At 54.1% G+C, this 16,137-nt stretch carries 17 protein-coding genes and 1 riboswitch; of the genes, 2 read left to right on the forward strand and 15 right to left on the reverse strand.

All coding sequences use genetic code 11. The annotated features are described in order from the left end of the window. Nucleotides 1-83: 83 nt before the first annotated feature. From tatC to argS, 10 genes are all read right to left on the reverse strand, one after another. Nucleotides 84-1,079 carry a twin-arginine translocase subunit TatC gene (gene tatC / locus AUQ41_RS17960; protein ID WP_232308476.1) on the reverse strand — a complete coding sequence of 332 codons (996 nt, stop codon included), beginning with the start codon at nt 1,077-1,079 and terminating at the stop codon, nt 84-86. Between the two features lie 2 nt (nt 1,080-1,081). Beyond that, nucleotides 1,082-1,480: a Sec-independent protein translocase protein TatB gene (gene tatB / locus AUQ41_RS17965; protein ID WP_063089637.1), complete on the reverse strand. Its 399-nt coding sequence runs from the start codon at nt 1,478-1,480 to the stop codon at nt 1,082-1,084. A gap of 35 nt (nt 1,481-1,515) precedes the next feature. Then, nucleotides 1,516-1,752 (reverse strand): twin-arginine translocase TatA/TatE family subunit, encoded by a 237-nt coding sequence (tatA, locus tag AUQ41_RS17970; protein WP_044829067.1) that lies wholly within the window; start codon nt 1,750-1,752, stop codon nt 1,516-1,518. A 174-nt stretch (nt 1,753-1,926) separates the two neighbouring features. Further along, nucleotides 1,927-2,970, reverse strand: coding sequence for an ABC transporter ATP-binding protein (locus tag AUQ41_RS17975; protein WP_063089639.1), 1,044 nt, complete (start codon nt 2,968-2,970; stop codon nt 1,927-1,929). 105 nt (nt 2,971-3,075) lie between these two features. Further along, nucleotides 3,076-3,912 (reverse strand): SMC-Scp complex subunit ScpB, encoded by an 837-nt coding sequence (gene scpB / locus AUQ41_RS17980; protein ID WP_063089640.1) that lies wholly within the window; start codon nt 3,910-3,912, stop codon nt 3,076-3,078. 18 nt (nt 3,913-3,930) lie between these two features. Further along, nucleotides 3,931-4,800: a ScpA family protein gene (locus AUQ41_RS17985; protein ID WP_008890985.1), complete on the reverse strand. Its 870-nt coding sequence runs from the start codon at nt 4,798-4,800 to the stop codon at nt 3,931-3,933. A 33-nt stretch (nt 4,801-4,833) separates the two neighbouring features. Then, nucleotides 4,834-5,517, reverse strand: coding sequence for a site-2 protease family protein (locus tag AUQ41_RS17990; protein WP_063089642.1), 684 nt, complete (start codon nt 5,515-5,517; stop codon nt 4,834-4,836). After that, the gene (nagZ, locus tag AUQ41_RS17995; RefSeq protein WP_232308447.1) at nt 5,514-6,584 is read right to left on the reverse strand and encodes a beta-N-acetylhexosaminidase; all 1,071 of its coding nucleotides are present in this window, start codon (nt 6,582-6,584) and stop codon (nt 5,514-5,516) included. Before nagZ ends, AUQ41_RS17990 begins: the two co-directional genes overlap by 4 nt. Next, nucleotides 6,571-7,455 carry an SPOR domain-containing protein gene (locus tag AUQ41_RS18000; RefSeq protein ID WP_063089645.1) on the reverse strand — a complete coding sequence of 295 codons (885 nt, stop codon included), beginning with the start codon at nt 7,453-7,455 and terminating at the stop codon, nt 6,571-6,573. The genes nagZ and AUQ41_RS18000 overlap by 14 nt, the downstream gene beginning before the upstream one ends. A 3-nt stretch (nt 7,456-7,458) precedes the next feature. After that, on the reverse strand, nt 7,459-9,210 hold the full coding sequence (argS, locus tag AUQ41_RS18005; RefSeq protein WP_063089647.1) for an arginine--tRNA ligase: 1,752 nt from the start codon (nt 9,208-9,210) through the stop codon (nt 7,459-7,461). A gap of 233 nt (nt 9,211-9,443) precedes the next feature. Here argS and erpA point away from each other — a divergent pair, with 233 nt between their 5' ends. Together erpA and xth are read left to right on the forward strand one after the other, a co-directional pair. Then, nucleotides 9,444-9,785: an iron-sulfur cluster insertion protein ErpA gene (gene erpA / locus AUQ41_RS18010; RefSeq protein WP_008890980.1), complete on the forward strand. Its 342-nt coding sequence runs from the start codon at nt 9,444-9,446 to the stop codon at nt 9,783-9,785. Between the two features lie 91 nt (nt 9,786-9,876). After that, a complete protein-coding gene (xth, locus tag AUQ41_RS18015; protein WP_063089649.1) occupies nt 9,877-10,656 on the forward strand; it encodes an exodeoxyribonuclease III in 780 nt (259 codons plus the stop codon). An 83-nt stretch (nt 10,657-10,739) separates the two neighbouring features. Here the strand turns inward: xth and ribB are convergent, their stop codons facing one another. The 5 genes from ribB to pabB all read right to left on the reverse strand — a co-directional run bounded on the left by ribB (nt 10,740) and on the right by pabB (nt 15,985). Beyond that, complete coding sequence (gene ribB, locus AUQ41_RS18020; protein WP_063089650.1) at nt 10,740-11,408, reverse strand: 3,4-dihydroxy-2-butanone-4-phosphate synthase; 669 nt, start codon at nt 11,406-11,408, stop codon at nt 10,740-10,742. A gap of 132 nt (nt 11,409-11,540) precedes the next feature. Continuing rightward, nucleotides 11,541-11,691: riboswitch (FMN riboswitch) on the reverse strand. A gap of 104 nt (nt 11,692-11,795) precedes the next feature. Continuing rightward, the gene (locus tag AUQ41_RS18025) at nt 11,796-13,073 is read right to left on the reverse strand and encodes an EAL domain-containing protein (protein WP_063089652.1); all 1,278 of its coding nucleotides are present in this window, start codon (nt 13,071-13,073) and stop codon (nt 11,796-11,798) included. Nucleotides 13,074-13,129: 56 nt separating this feature from the next. Next, the gene (locus tag AUQ41_RS18030; RefSeq protein WP_063089653.1) at nt 13,130-13,987 is read right to left on the reverse strand and encodes an aminotransferase class IV; all 858 of its coding nucleotides are present in this window, start codon (nt 13,985-13,987) and stop codon (nt 13,130-13,132) included. Between the two features lie 13 nt (nt 13,988-14,000). Then, nucleotides 14,001-14,588, reverse strand: a complete 588-nt coding sequence (locus tag AUQ41_RS18035) for an aminodeoxychorismate/anthranilate synthase component II (RefSeq protein WP_063089655.1) — start codon at nt 14,586-14,588, stop codon at nt 14,001-14,003. After that, nucleotides 14,585-15,985, reverse strand: a complete 1,401-nt coding sequence (gene pabB, locus AUQ41_RS18040; RefSeq protein WP_063089656.1) for an aminodeoxychorismate synthase component I — start codon at nt 15,983-15,985, stop codon at nt 14,585-14,587. The genes AUQ41_RS18035 and pabB overlap by 4 nt, the downstream gene beginning before the upstream one ends. Nucleotides 15,986-16,137 lie beyond the last annotated feature (152 nt).

Below are 16,137 nucleotides of genomic sequence, written 5' to 3' on the forward strand. Positions count from 1 at the left end.
GTCTATCTGTTTGTGGCTTTATACGATGGGGTGGACACAAGGTCCACCCCGTCAAATCGGACGGTTTAGGCGGGGGATTTCAATCAACGGGCGTTGTTGAAATCATCCTCGCCGTCATCATTGTTAGACGGTCCGGACAGCTTGGGCGCATCCCCCTCATCGTCAGAGGATCGGGTCAAGGAAGTCTGACCGTCATCATAGGATGCAGCCGCCTCACCTTGTGCGTCGACACCGTCTTGCGCCGTTGCGACTGCGGTTCCGGCCTCTGCCTCTCCGTCGTCATCATCTGAGTCCGTCTCGTCATCCTCATCCGCGTCATCGTCCGCGGCGGCTTTCGCACGCTTGCGCTCGGAAATGCGCGCCATGATGATCGAGATTTCATAAAGAATGATAATCGGAATGCCCAACCCGATCTGGGAAATCAGATCCGGCGGGGTCAGAACAGCGGCAAACCCGAATGCAATGACGATTGCGTATTTCCGGCGCCGTGCAAGACCATCCGCGGTGACGATGCCAGCACGCGCCATCAACGTCAGCAGTACCGGCAGCTGGAAGCAAAGCCCGAACGCAAAAATGAGCTTCATGACCAGTGACAGGTATTCACCCACCTTGGCTTCAAGCTGGATCGCAAGGTTTGACGCGCCACCCGCCTGTTCGAAACTAAGGAAGAACTTCCAAGCCAGCGGCATGATCAGGTAATAGACCAGTGCGCCGCCCATCAGGAACAGGATCGGGGTCGCAAAGATGAACGGCATGAACGCCGAACGTTCATTCTTGTAAAGACCCGGCGCGACAAACGCCCAAAACTGTCCGAGGAATACTGGTGCAGAGACAAAACAGGCCGCAAAGAATGATACCTTGACGTAAGTGAAGAACACTTCGGTCAAGGCGGTATAAATCATGCGCCTGTCGGGCCCCATGATTTCTGCAAGCGGCTGGACGAGGAACCCGTAGATATCCTCGACAAAGTAATAGCAGACACCAAAGGTAATAAACAAAGCAAGAACCGCCCAAGTCAGGCGGTTTCTCAGCTCGATCAGATGCTCCATGATCGGCATCTGTTTGTCATGCGATTGCATGTTCACGCCTGGCTCTCCGGCTGATCTTTTTTCTTGCTGTCATCTGCGGGCGCACCCGTTGTCGTTGCCGGTTTTGCAGCAGGGGTATCAGCCTTTTCGGCCGGTTTCTCTGCTTTCGGCTTGGACTCGGTCTTTTTGCCGTCGCTTTTGGGGCTTGAGATTTTGTTTTCCAGAAAATCGGTCGGATTGCTATGCGAACTGTTGACCTGCTTGCGCAGATCATCAAGTTCCGCTTCACGGATGATGTCATCAATTCCGCTCTGGAATTCGCGCGCCATACCGCGCACTTTTTTCCAGTAGCCCGCCAATTTGTACAGCAGATGCGGTAACTCTTTGGGGCCGACGACAAACAGTGCGACGACGGCCACAAGAGCCATTTCGGTCCAGCCGATATCAAACATATGACACGCCTATCTGAAGGAAATCCGACAGACGATCAGGATTTCACAGAATCCTTTTCATTGTCCTTGCTCTCGGAGGAAACCGAAGCAGAGGTCGTGTTTTCGATGGTCTTGGCCGAAGCGCCCGCATCTTCTTCTTTTTCGTTGATGCCCGCTTTGAAGCTCTTGATGCCTTTGCCCATGTCACCCATCACTTTCGGAAGCTTGCCTGCGCCGAAGATGATCAGGACAATCGCAAGAATCAGAACGATTTGCCAAACGCCAATACCCATAACTTAAATCTCCAAAGATCCATTCTGCCTGCCGGCGACTTGCCCGGATAATGGCAGAAAGCCCCCCACTGTGCAATGCGACGGTTGGTTAATAACCATGCAGTGCAAAATACCTGTTTAATGTGCGTCTTTCTGTCTGTCGAACCAGGCCGAAACCCGGTCCGCGACGACGCATCAGGTCATAGGAAACACGAAGGCCATGTCGGGATCAAGCGTAATAGCGACAGATGGCTGATTAATCGGTGAAAAGCGTCGCGGGACACGCGCGTGAATGTGCGCACCTGCCTCAAGTGTCAGGTGAACCAGATTGACTTCACCTAGGACCCGCACCGCATCGACATGCGCCAGAACGTCATGCCCGTTCAGCGCTTCGCCGATATGCAGGCCTTCTGGCCGGATCAGGACTTCCACCTCAGTGCCGTTTTCGATGCTTTGGCTATCGACATCACCAAACGGTGTTGCAACCTTGCCATCCACAACTGTCCCCGGGAAACGGTTTACCTCACCAAAGAATGAGGCAACGAAACGGTTTTCTGGCCGGAAATACAGTGTTTCCGGCGATCCGTCCTGCATGATCTGCCCTTCATTCATGATGATGATCCGGTCGGCCATATACATGGCTTCCTGCGGATCGTGGGTGACCATCACAGTGGCGATCCCGGCATCCTTCAGAACGTGCAAGGTGGTATCGCGCAAATCTGCGCGTCGTGCGACATCAAGACCGGAAAAAGGTTCATCAAGCAGCATGATCCGCGGCTTCGGCGCAAGCGCACGCGCCAAGGCGATGCGCTGCTGCTGACCGCCAGAAAGCTCGTGCGGATAGGCATTCAGGTATTCGGACATGCCGACCTGTTCGAGTGCGGCCTTGATTGCACTCATGCGATCGGTTTCGCTGAAATGACGCAGGCCAAAGCCGATATTCTTCGCCACATTCAAATGCGGGAACAGGGCATAGTCCTGAAAGACCATGCCAACACCGCGCTTTTCTGGCTCTACATAGCCACCCGGCTGGGCGACAATCTGATCATCTACGGAAATCGCACCAACCTGAAGCTTTTCAAGGCCCGCAGCCAAACGAAGTGCTGTGGTCTTGCCGCACCCCGACGGGCCAAGTAGACACACCAACTCGCCGGGGGCGACATCAAAGCTGATATCGCGCAAAACGCGGTTCTCGCCGAAAAGGTGAGAAACATGCGACATCTTCAGGCCGTCGGTCATCGAAAACTCTTCTTACAACAGGGATCGGGCACCCGCAGGTGCAAATGATTTGCGAAATCTTTCGTGGAACTTAAGGTCAGCGCCCGTGTGATGCAAGAAGATGGATCAACTGGTTTCGTGATCGTGATCGCTCATTGGGGCGTCTTCGTCGTCCCCAAGGTCCTCAAAGTCGCTTTGACGTGCCCTGCCCGGCACCTGTTCATCATCGTCATACAGGTTCGGATTGTCTGAATAGATGGTTTCATCCAGATCTTCGAGATTGCGGGTGGTCAGGGCCTCTTCGACGACAGAATCGGTGACCTCACCATCGTCAATCAGGTCGGGCAAGGCTTCATCATCCGAACTTGCACCATAACGGCCCATACCCGGTCGACTATCAAGCAGCCCTGCCGCCTTGAGATCCGCCAGCCCCGGTAGGTCGTCACGGCTTTCAAGCCCAAAGTGATCAAGGAAGTTATCTGTTGTCGCCCAAAGAACCGGCCGCCCCGGCACCCGTTTGCGCCCGCGCGGACGGATCCATTTGGATTCAAGCAGGATATCAAGTGTCCCCTTGGACAGCGCAACTCCACGGATTTCCTCGATCTCAGATCTTGTGACCGGTTCGTGATAGGCAATGATGGCAAGGGTTTCCAATGTCGCACGCGTCAGTTTCTTGGCCTTTTCGACCTCGATATGAAGGTCCCCAGCCAGGTCCATCGCGGTACGAAATGCCCACTTGTCGCCAATCTGTTTAAGGTTGACGCCACGCGGCTCATAGGTTTCGGCAAGCGCGTGCATGATGGCGCCAACATCCGTGCCCTCGGGCAAGCGCGCGGCAATCACCCGTTCACTGACCGGTTCGGCAGAGGCGAACAAAACGGCCTCAACAATGCGAATATGTTGAAAGTCAATCTCCGGACCGGATTCGACGCCTTCGATTTCAAGCTGCGTTTCTTCGCTCATTGCGTGCCCCTGCCCAACTTATTTCTTAAACGTGTCTGCGTCGTAGTCATAATTGCGCGGCAGATCCCCTTCCCGCACAGTCTGTGGTGATCGCAGCAGAATCGGCCCAAAGGTCTCTTCTTGTGAGATTTCCAGTTCGCCATCGCGGCACATTTCAAGACTGGCAACAAAGTGTGCCGCCAGTGCCGAGCGTGCCTTAAGCGGCGTTCCAAGTCCGCGCGGCATGAATTCAAGCAGCCGTGTCCATGTCGGCACCACGCGACGGCCAAACAAATCGCGCAATCGTTGGATGGCGTCATCCATCGCGTAAAGATCAAATGCCTCGATCTCAAGCGTTTTGCTTTCCGATGTCAGCATGATCCGCGCATAAGCCTTCAGCAGGTCATAAAGCGACGCGTCATAGACAGACGCCGTTGTAACGCGGACTTCCTCAGGATCGCCGCGACCAAAGAAATCACGTCCCAAGTTGGGGCGTTCCAGTAGTTTCTCACCGGCCGCTTTCATCGCCTCAAGGCGCTTTAGCTGGAAGGCAAGAAGTTCTGCCATTTCCTCGGCACTGAGTTCTTCCTCGTCACTTTCCTGTTTTGGAAGCAATAGGCGGGATTTCAGGTAAGCAAGCCAGGCGGCCATCACCAGATAATCAGCCGCCAGTTCAAGGCGCAAACCCTGTGCGGTATTGATGAATTCAAGATATTGCTCGGCAAGATCGAGAATGGAAATCTTGATGATATCGACCTTTTGGTCGCGTGCCAGTTCAAGCAAGACATCAAGCGGCCCCTCGAACCCGTCCAGATCAAGAATCAGGCGTTCGGCAAGGCTCGGTTCTTCATCGACCGGCTTCTTGTCAAACACATCATCTGGAATTTCGAATTCGAACTGGTCTGCCATCTATCCCCGACTATCCCCCGCGTCTGTCGGCGTTCAGGCAAAGATATCTGCCAGAAGCCTGACCAGTGCATTGGCCGGTTCAAGCACCAACCACTGGAACACCGGCAGGTCTATACCAAGTTGCGTCGTGACATAGGGCAACAGAAAGACCAATCCGATCAATATGATCATGCCGGTTTTTTCCATACGCGCCAAGACCCGTGCAATCGGAATCGGTGAAATTGCGGTCAGAACCCGCCCACCGTCAAGTGGCGGGATCGGCAACATGTTAAACACCGCCAGAATGCAATTCAGCCAAAGTGACTGATTAAGCATGGTCGCAAGCCAGTCATTGACCGCTGGCGAGAAGCTTGGCAGCCACACCAGAAGCAGGATTGATACAATGGCGAGTGCCACGTTGGTCGCCGGACCTGCAATCGCAACACCAATCACGCCCAAACGCTGCGGATGCAGGCGGTGAAACGCCACGGGCACCGGCTTGGCATAGCCAAACAGGAACGGTGCAGCCGTTATCAAAAGCAAACCCGGGATCAGGATGGTGCCGACCGGGTCAATATGACGGATCGGGTTCAGGCTGAGCCGCCCCATGCGTTGGGCCGTATCATCACCGAACAGCTTGGCTGCGAAACCGTGGGCTGCTTCGTGCAACGTCACAGCAAGCAAAACCGGAATGATCCAGGTTGTCGCCGAAACGATCAGGTCAATGGTGTCATTCACTTCTGATCATCTCCTGCGGACCAAACCGGCGCCAGAAGATCGGCAAGCCGGGCCTGCCAATCGGTAATCTGGGTGCTGCTTGGCGCGTCGTGTTTGAAGGTGGCAATTTGATTGGTAAAGCTCTGTGCGCGCTGCAAGGACGTACCGGTCAAAAGCGTTGCCATTGAGACCACCTCTTCCATCTCGGTGCGTTTGCCATTGCAATGAAGCGCAATATCACACCCGGCACGCAGACATTCATGCGTCCGGCTGGCGATGGACCCACCCAGCGCTTCCATGGACAGATCATCACTGATCAGCAGGTTCTCAAAGCCGATCTCGCCACGAATAATGTCCTGAATAACAGTCGAGGAAACTGTGCCGGGCCGTTGATCATCGATGGCGGTAAACAGCAGGTGGGCCGACATTGCCGCCAGCACGTCCTTCATGTGCGCAAAGGGCGCAAAATCGAACTCGGACAGTGTCTCGTGCGATACGGTGACAATCGGCAGGTCCTTGTGACTGTCTACCGTCGCGCGGCCATGTCCCGGGATATGCTTGATGATCGGTGCAATACCGCCATCCAGAAGGCCTGCGGCCACGGCACTGGCCAGCATCACGACCTTGCCGACCTCTGCCCCGTATGACCGGTCACCGATCACGTCACTCATACCCGGCAGACGAAGATCAAGAACAGGGGCGCAGGTTGTATTAAAACCGGCTTCGCGCAGGTCCATGGCCATCAACCGCGCACTGGTATAGGCCGCCTCGCGTGCATCATCCGGGTTTCGATCAAACAGATCACCAAACACACCTGCCGGCGCAATGCTGCGCCAATGTGGCGGTTTTAAACGCATCACGCGGCCGCCTTCCTGATCGACCAGAATCGGCACATTGGTGTTGCCAACGGTTTCGCGCAGTGCGTTGGTCAGGGCACGGACCTGATTACGGTTTTCGATGTTGCGGGCAAACAGGATAAACCCGAACGGATCGGCTTCACGCAAGAAGCCTTTTTCCCAATTGCTGAGTTCCGTTCCCGAAACACCAAGAATGCAGGCACGTGGCTTTTTGACTTCAAGGCCGGACAATGAGGCACCCCACATTGCGTTCTTTCAAATCCGCACAAAGCTTTTCGGCAGCCCCGGCATCACCAAGTGGGCCTGCCTGCAACCGATAGAAGACACCTTTGCCTTCGATCTCAATACGTTGCACAAACATCTCAAGATTGCCAAGCAAGTCTTTGTTTTTCGATGACAACCGTTTCCATTCTGCTGCCGCGCCGCTTTCTTCGCGGACAGAGGCCAGCTGGACACGGAACGCGCCAGACGCGGCTGGTGCGGTCGTCGTTTGCGGTGCTGGCGCCGGTTCGGCTGCTGCTTGTTCCTTGGCCGGGGCTTCGGCCGTGCGGTTTTCAGCAGCGGCAACCGCCTTCTCGGCGTCAGTCAATTCAGGAGCTGCAATTTCCGGTGCTTTAACAGCAGGCTCTGCATTGCCGTCAGATTCGGCGTTTTGCCGTGCATCCGCTGTTTCGGTTGCGCCCGCATCTGCCGGCGCCTCGGCCGTTGGATTTGGCTGGGTTGCCTTGGGCGTTGCGGAGACTTCCGGTGCGCGCGGCATATCGGGAAGTTCCTGCAACACGACATTTGCATCCGGATCAACGTCGCTTAGCTGGTCGTAGACTGTCGTCTCACGGTGGGGTACTTCCATTCCGCCCGGATCTTCCGGGCGAATTTTGATCGGTGATGGATCAGGAAGCAGGATCGGCAAATTGCCATCGTCCTGAATGGGTTGGCCCTGATTGTAAAACCAGTAACCTGCCCCGCCCAGCGCGCCACCAACCACGACAACGCCAAGAAACACGGTAGCCAGCCCTTTGATCATGCTCTTGCTGGCGGGCTTTTCTGATCCATAGTGATCTGCACGCTCTGCATGAAGGTCGGCACCGTGTTCTTCGCTCATCTCTTACATCTCCTCGACAGGCTTAACGCCCACAACCTCAAGACCGGAAGCAATGACCGTGGCAACGGCACGGATCATCGCAAGACGTGCCAGAGTCGCAGGCAAATCATCGGCAATGATGAAGCGCAGCGCGGTGTTGTCACGTCCCTTGTTCCACAATGCATGGAATTCTGCGGCAATTTCTGTCAGGAAAAAGGCAATGCGATGCGGTTCATGGGCAACGGCCGCCTGTTCGATAATCCGCGGCCATTCGGCCATACGGCGCACCAGAAGCTTTTCATCTTCCGAACTCAGCAGTGACAGGTCCGCGGTCGCCAGCGTTTTCTCCGACAGATCCTGTCCCGGGAAGGCTTCTGCGGCCTGACGGAAGACTGAATTCACGCGTGCATGCGCATACTGAACATAGAAAACCGGGTTGTCCTTGGACTGCTCGGTCACTTTGGCAAAATCGAATTCAAGCGCGGCATCATTTTTGCGGGTCAGCATGATGAAACGCACGACATCCTTGCCAACGCGTTCAACCACATCACGCAGGGTGACGAACGTTCCGGCACGTTTCGACATTTTGACCGGTTCACCATTGTCAAACAGGCTGACCAGCTGGCAAAGCTTGACATCAAGGTCGCCCTCGCCGTGCGTGATCGCCTTGGTGGCCGCCTTCATGCGTTTGACATAGCCACCATGGTCGGCACCGAAGATGTCGATCATCAGGTTAAAGCCGCGTTCGTACTTATCAAAGTGATAGGCAATGTCGGACGCAAAATAGGTCCAGCTACCGTCGGACTTCTTCAAAGGCCGGTCGACATCATCGCCAAATTCTGTTGCACGGAACAAGGTTTGCGGGCGCGGTTCCCAGTCATCAGGCTTCTTGCCTTTTGGCGGTTCCAGAACGCCGACATAGATGTCGCCTTTTTTCTCAAGATGTTCAAAGGCCGACTGGACCTTGCCCGCCTTAACCAAGCCGTCTTCGGATGTGAAGACATCATGGGAAACACCAAGAAGACGAAGGTCTTCCTTGATCAGGGCCATCATTTCGACGATGGCGAAAGCACGAAACTCTTCAAGCCATTCATCTTCCGGGGCATTCAGCCACTTGTTACCATCGCGTTCCGCCAGCTTTTTGCCCGGCGCGACAAGATAATCACCCGGATACAGGCCTTGCGGAATTTCACTGATCTCTTCGCCAAGAGCTTCGCGATAGCGCAAATGAAGCGAGCGTGCGAGCACATCCACCTGCGCACCGGCATCATTGGTGTAATATTCCTTGGTAACGGCGTAGCCCGCCTTTGCAAGCAAGTTGGCAAGTACGTCACCAACAACCGCCCCGCGGCAATGGCCAACATGCATCGGGCCGGTCGGGTTTGCCGAAACATATTCGACGTTGATCTTTTCGCCTTTGCCAAGGTCACTATTGCCATAGGCAGTGCCGACTTCAAGGATCTGGCTGATTTGTGAAAGCCAGAACCGCTCGGCCATCCGCAGATTGATGAAACCCGGGCCAGCAATTTCGACTTCTTCAATGTGATCAAGGCCACGCAGTTTTTCAGCCAGCTTTTCCGCTAGATCACGTGGCTTCATGCCAGCAGCCTTTGAAAGCAACATCGCCGCATTTGTTGCGGCATCCCCATGAGACGCATCGCGCGGCGGCTCCACCGTGACACGCGAAGTGTCTATTCCCGCAGGGAGAACACCGTCTTTTTCAAGGGCGAGAATCTGGTTCTCGATGTCGCTTTTCAACAGGCTGAAAACATTCATGACTTGGAACTTTGTAATTTCTGGTTCTGACCGGACCGGCCAATTGACTGGCGCCTGTTTTGAGCCATTTCACCTCAAAACGCAAGTCACCCGTATTTAGAGACATTACAGGTTTTGACATTTCAGCCATGCGCGCTAAATACTGACTCAAATACTGCGTTCGGATCATGCTATGATGTGATCAAGGATCGCAAACACACCTGCCCCGGCAGGACAAGACCAAGGAGTGTTGAATGACCGATTCTTCTCGGCAAGTTCAAATGACTGAAAGTGCTGCAAAACGCATTCAGGAACTGATTGCCAGCGAAGGTGCTGCGAACACCATGCTGCGTTTGCAGGTGTCTGGCGGCGGTTGCAGTGGGTTCCAGTATGAGTTCTCGCTCGATTCAGACACCACTGACGAAGATCGTATCTTCGAAAACCACGGTGCGAAAATGGTGATTGATGAAGTATCGCTGGATCTTCTCGGCGGTGCAGAGATCGATTTCGTGCGTGAGTTGGTTGGCTCAGCTTTTCGTGTAAATAATCCGAATGCCACCTCTTCATGCGGCTGCGGATCAAGTTTCTCGATTTGATCCGGATCGACAAACCGATTTATAAAACGGGGTTCGTTATTGGCGAACCCCGTTTTGTTTGACCAAACACCCCAAAAAAACCGAGGCCCGAATGAAAATCGCCACCTGGAATGTCAACTCGATCAAGGCACGCCTGCCAAACATTCTTGACTGGCTGCAGGACGGGAAACCCGAAGTGGTCCTGTTACAGGAAACCAAGACGGTTGATGATGCGTTTCCGGCGATGGAGATCGAGGACCTTGGCTACAACATCGCCATTCACGGTCAAAAGACTTATAACGGCGTTGCGATCCTTTCCAAATTCCCGATCGAAGATGTCGAACGCGGCCTGCCCGGCAATGATGATGACGAACAAGCCCGCTATATCGAGGCAACCATCGGATCCAATCGTCCGATCCGGGTTGCATCGATCTATGTTCCAATGGGAACAGCCGTTGGCGACGAGAAGTTTGATTACAAACTGAACTTCCTGGATCGCCTGATCACCCGGTTTGAGAAAATTCGTGCCAGTGGTGACGCTGCGGTCATGGGCGGGGACTACAACATCGCCCCCGACGACATGGACGTTTATGACCCCGTGAAACTGCGCGAAACGGTGCTGTGCACGACGGTTGAACGTAAACGTTTGCGCACCATGATGAATATGGGCTTTACCGACGCGTTCCGGACCTTCAACCCGAAAGGTCATCAATATAGCTGGTGGGACTATCGTGCCGGTGCGTGGAACAAGGATAACGGTCTTCGTATTGACCACCTCCTTCTGACCCCGGCGGCGGCAGACCGACTGAGCGCATCGGATATCGACCGGGAGCCACGCGGCAAGGAAAAGGCATCTGATCACACACCAGTCTGGTGCATGATTGACGACTGATCGCGTTCGATCACCAAAACAGCAAAAGGGCCGCACCTATCAGGATGCGGCCCTTTTCTTTTATCAATGGCAACAGATTGGCTTTATTCAGCCGCCTGCTTCATCGCCATGCGATAGGCGACGATATCTTCGATGCTGATTACGACCATATCGTTGGTCTTGGCATATTCGATCAGTTCCGGCAGCCGCGCCATTGTGCCATCCGGATTGGTGACTTCACACAGCACACCAGCGGGCTTGAACCCTGCCAGGCGCATCAGATCAACCGTGCCTTCGGTATGGCCGCGACGTTCCAGAACACCACCCGGCCGGGCGCGCAGCGGGAAGACATGGCCCGGACGCGCCAGATCGTCCGGTTTGACATCATCGGCGATGGCCGTTTTTACCGTGGTGACACGATCTGCGGCCGATACACCGGTTGTGACACCAACCTTGGCTTCGATGGTAACCGTGAAACCGGTCCCCATGCTGGATGTGTTGTCAGCAACCATGGGCGGCAGTTCAAGTTCAGTTGCCTTCTCGTCGGTCAGGCAAAGGCAGACGATACCGCTACAATCGCGGATGAGCATCGCCATTTGTTCATTGGTCAGATTTTCTGCTGAAAAGATCAGATCGCCTTCATTTTCGCGATCTTCATCGTCAACAACCAGAACACCTTTTCCCTGGCGCAGATCATCAAGCGCACGTTCCATGCGCGCATGCGGATCGCCAAAGATCGAAAGATCGGATTGTTTTTCAATACTCTGATTCATAACCGTCCTCTACGGATGGGGCTTACGAACCAGGGCAACAAAGAAAGGCCCGCTTTGCGACAAATGTCACAATGCGGTCGCAGGCAGACGGCATACCAGTCACGCCAAGGCGTTACTGTCACGACCGTCACGCTTTATCCTCTCCCATCCGGACTGTTACCGTCGGCTCCGGAATCTCACCGGATCTGCTGACCCCAAAAGTCTTGCGACCTGTGGGCGCTCGCGGGCTTACCAAAACTGGTTTACCGCCGGTCGGGATTTTCACCCTGCCCTGAGAATAAGCGCCGTGTTTCAACGACAAACGTTAACCACAATTGATCAACACGCGCACTTTATGAAAGCGCGCCAGTGTTGTCAAACGCCATAAAACCCTTAAAACCTTGTGGTTTAAATGTCTGAAAGCAATTTGCCTGCACGGAAATGGAAATCGCATCCGTTATTGCGGGCTTCGCGCGGCGCCCATTGGCAAACGGCACATTTTTTGTCCGATGATCTGCTTTTGAATTTACATTCCCGATGAAGATAGCCGCCAAGCATCGCGTCGATATAGCTGCCTTCAAAGACATCCACACCCAGACTGCGGCCCATGCGTAACGCCGTTCGGCTGTCGCAACGCGTAAGGATCAGGCTGCGGTCGGCAAACAAAACAGCAAACTCCCGCAGTCGTTCGGCGACTTCCGCGCGACGCGATCCGACGATATTCTGGTCCCATATGACCTTGATGAAATCGACATTCATTTTGCGTGGCGACAAAAATTCGAGTGCTGGCAACGTGATACGGTCCAGACCAACCTGTATCCCCAAGGAATGCAGGAATTCGCAAGCGTCTTCAAATTCCCACCAGTTTGCGATCGCGTTCTCCATGGAAAACTCGATGGCCATGTTTTCGATCAGTTTACCGTCATGTTCGGCGATGAAATCGGTAAACTTGTCGCTGTGAACCGTCTGGATTTGCATGTTCAAATGCAGTCGGTCTGGCAAAATGGACGGTGCCAGTGCTGCCGTAACATCCATGACTTTTTCATCGAGAACACGCGACAGGATTTCGATCTCGCCCGGCCCTTCCAACAGGAAACTGGCAAGATGGTTTTGGCGCAGGTAATCAAGCGAACAATAGATTTCGTGGCCTAACACCTCGCGTCGGGTGTCATCAAAACAGACGATGGCCTGGCGCCGACATGAGTCAAAGACAGCCTCTGTGGTGATCGCGCCACGCAGCATATCAGCCATATCGAAACGCACGGAAATGTCACTACTTGGTCTTTCTGCAAGTGTGATGCCGAGTAAATCTGCCAGCTTCTCCTGATCTTTGGGCCATTCAAAGCGGTTCCAGAGATTGGTTGGAATATGGCCAAGGCCCTGACGGTTCAGGACATCGGTCAGAATTTCTCGGATATGCTCGACAAAGGTGTTGTCGTCGTTTGTCCACGATCCTGCATGTACAAAAGCCACCATGCCGTTTTCCAGGCGATGGACCTTGGTGTTCTCGGGGAGATTGTGGAAAGCATCCCGGGTAATGGCCTGATAGTCATCGGTGCCAAGACGCAAGTCAGCCGGAATATTCAGGATCCCAAACGAAATCGCTTTGCCTTTGGCCGCGTTTTTACGCAGGCTTTCGACAAAGCGATTGATCGTGACAGGTGGTTTGGTGGTGTGCGCGTTCATATGCATTCCAGTTTGAATTGCAGCTGAACATACGTCACTAAAGTGGTGAATTCAACCTAAATTACTATACCATCGCATAGTTCCGCCTCCACCCTTAGGGCAAGGTCGGTAAAGAACGTCTTCGCCGGCACACCGACAACATAGCCATCAATTCGGTCAACAACACGCAATCCTTGCAGTGCATTGGCGGTAAACACGGCATCGAACTCTTTGAGCTCTTCTGGTGCCTTCGGCTCGAAAGTCACCTCAATCTCGGATTCTTCGGCAACTTGCAGCACGTAATCGCGGGCAAGCCCGCAAAGGATCCCGGTATCCTCATCCGGCGTCCAAAGGGTTTCCCCGGTGATCCCGAACAGATTGGCAACCGTCGTTTCTGCCACATGGCCGTCAGCCGACAGAATAAGCGCGTCTTGTGCACCGTATTTCTGTACTTCCTGTTTAGCCGCGATGTTGTCCATATAGTTGGTGCTTTTGATGCTGCCCGCGACCGAATGCGGGTTTCGGCGCACTTTCTGCGACGTCGCCAGGGTCAGCCCGATATTCGGGTCAAGCGGATCAAAGGGCTCTGCGGTAATCAGGATGGTCGGATCCGGCGAACCCGGTGGCAACAATCCACGTTCGCCCGGGCCGCGTGACACCGTCATACGAACAACCGCATCCTTGCGGTGAATTTGCTCAAACAGCTTGGCAACGATTTCTGCGACTTCTTCTGTCTCGGGCAACAGGTCAAGCGGGAACTCGATCAGCTCGGCATGATGGTCAAGCCGATCCATATGGGCTTCCAGCCAGGCAATTTTCCCTTCGTGCGCACGCATGGTTTCAAAGAAACCATCTCCCAGCAGGAAGCCACGATCCGTTACCGGAATGGACGCATCAGCAAGATCAAGAAAGCTGCCATTCATCCACACCTGCATAGCCCGGTCCCTTTTAATCGTTATCAGCTCCCTGTCCGGAAGCGCGTTTTAGAAAATTCGCCAACAGTGCGTGGCCCTGTTCCGTAAGCACGGCTTCGGGATGGAACTGAACACCGTAAATCGGCAAGGTCGCATGGGCAAATGCCATGACTTCTCCGTCGGGGCCTGTTGCTGTCTCGATCAAAGTGCCATCATTTGGCAAATCAACGATTAACGAGTGATATCGCGTGACTTGCAAAGGATTGTTTAATCCGGCAAACAAATCGTCTCCGCTATGCCGGATTGATGATGTCATCCCGTGAACCGGCCGTTTCGCGCGCTTGACCGTTCCACCGAATGCCTGGGCGATAGACTGATGCCCAAGGCAAACGCCAAGCATCGGAAACTCGGCTTTTAGCGCGTTGATCAGGTCCAGACTGTTTCCCGCCTCATCCGGTCCGCAGGGGCCCGGCGAAAAGACGATCGCTAACGGATTAAGGGCACGAACGTCTGCCGCCGTGATCTCATCGTTTCGCACGACCTTGACCGTATGTCCAAGTTCCTCAAGATAGCGGGCAAGATTGAAAACGAACGAATCATAATTATCAATCAGCAGGATCATAGCAGATCCCCGGCACTTATTCCGAACAACTCAAACATCTTGGCGGCTTTAACAAGCGTTTCCTCGTATTCCGCCGCCGGGTCGCTGTCAGCAACGATCCCGCCGCCCACATTAAAGGCCATCTTGCCGCCATTTACGCTAAGCGTTCTGATGGCAATGTTTGTGTCCATCGCCCCATCAAAACCGATATAGCCAATGGCACCGCAATAGGCACCGCGCGTTGTTTTTTCGAGTTCGGTGATGATCTCCATCGCACGGATCTTCGGCGCACCAGTGATCGACCCACCGGGGAAACATGCGCGCAATGCATCAACAGCCGTTTTGTTTTCTCGCAGTTCGCCTGTCACGGTGGACACCAGATGATGCACATTGGCGTAGCTTTCCAACGCGCAGATCACTGGTGTTTTCACGGTGTGAGGATTACTCACCTTTGAAAGGTCGTTGCGCAAAAGATCAACGATCATAACGTTTTCTGCGCGATCCTTTGGCGATAACATTAACTCCTGTGCCAGTTCAGCATCGCTTAACGGTGTTTCGCCACGCGGCCTTGTGCCCTTGATCGGCTTGGTTTCGACCTGCCGGTTTCTGACCCTAAGGAACCGTTCTGGCGAATTTGACAGCACCGCCACATCCCCGAAATTCAGGAATGCGCCGAAGGGCGCCGAACTAATGTCACGCAACCGGCGATAAAGATCAAACCGCTTTGGTATGGCATCACTTGCATATTCTGCGCGGAAGCTTTGTGACTGGTTGGCCTGAAAGATGTCACCGGCAAAGATGTAGTCAATTACGCGCTGTACGGCGGCCTTGTAGCTGGCGCGATCAAAGTTTGACTGCCAGTTCGAAACGTTTGGTACATGTGGAACAGCAGGCGTATCAATCAGAGGTCGTGCAAGTCTTAGATACTTGCGGATCAAGGCCATACGATCGTTTGCGCGCTGGTTGCGCTTTGGACCTTCGGTCTCTGGAATGCCGGTGGAAATAAGCCACATCCGCCGGTCAATCTGATCAAATGCGATCACAAGATCATAAATCCCGACGGCCATGTCCGGCATTGAAAGCCAGTCCTCCGGTGCTGTGGGCAACAATTCTGTCTGATGTACCAACTCATAGCCAAAATAGCCGACAGCACCGCCCTGAAACGGCGGCAAGTCTGGTTTCGCTTCGACCTGATAGCGCGCCAACAGATCGCCAAGGACGTCAAACGGGTTTCCCGGAATTTCAAAGCCATCCAGCACCGCCTGCCCGTTCTTCGCCGTCAATTTATGCAGCGGCGACACGACAATGTAGGAGAACCGGTCACGGTCACCAGAATCCAAAAAATGGCTATCGGCAAATGGCGCAAACGCGCCATAGGCATCAACGGGTTCGATATAGGGGCATTCTTCAATCAGCATTGGGCCGGCGCATTCTTATCGACTGGACGTGACGAAAATCGTCATTCCATGGGGGTTCTTGTCGCTCACAGGAACGGGCGACGCCAATCTAAGCGATTCTGCATGATCGGGTGAAGATTTTTGCGACATTACGACAGTTCAATTGAACCCAG

This window comes from Thalassospira sp. MCCC 1A02898 (assembly GCF_001618185.1).
GTDB lineage: Bacteria > Pseudomonadota > Alphaproteobacteria > Rhodospirillales > Thalassospiraceae > Thalassospira > Thalassospira tepidiphila.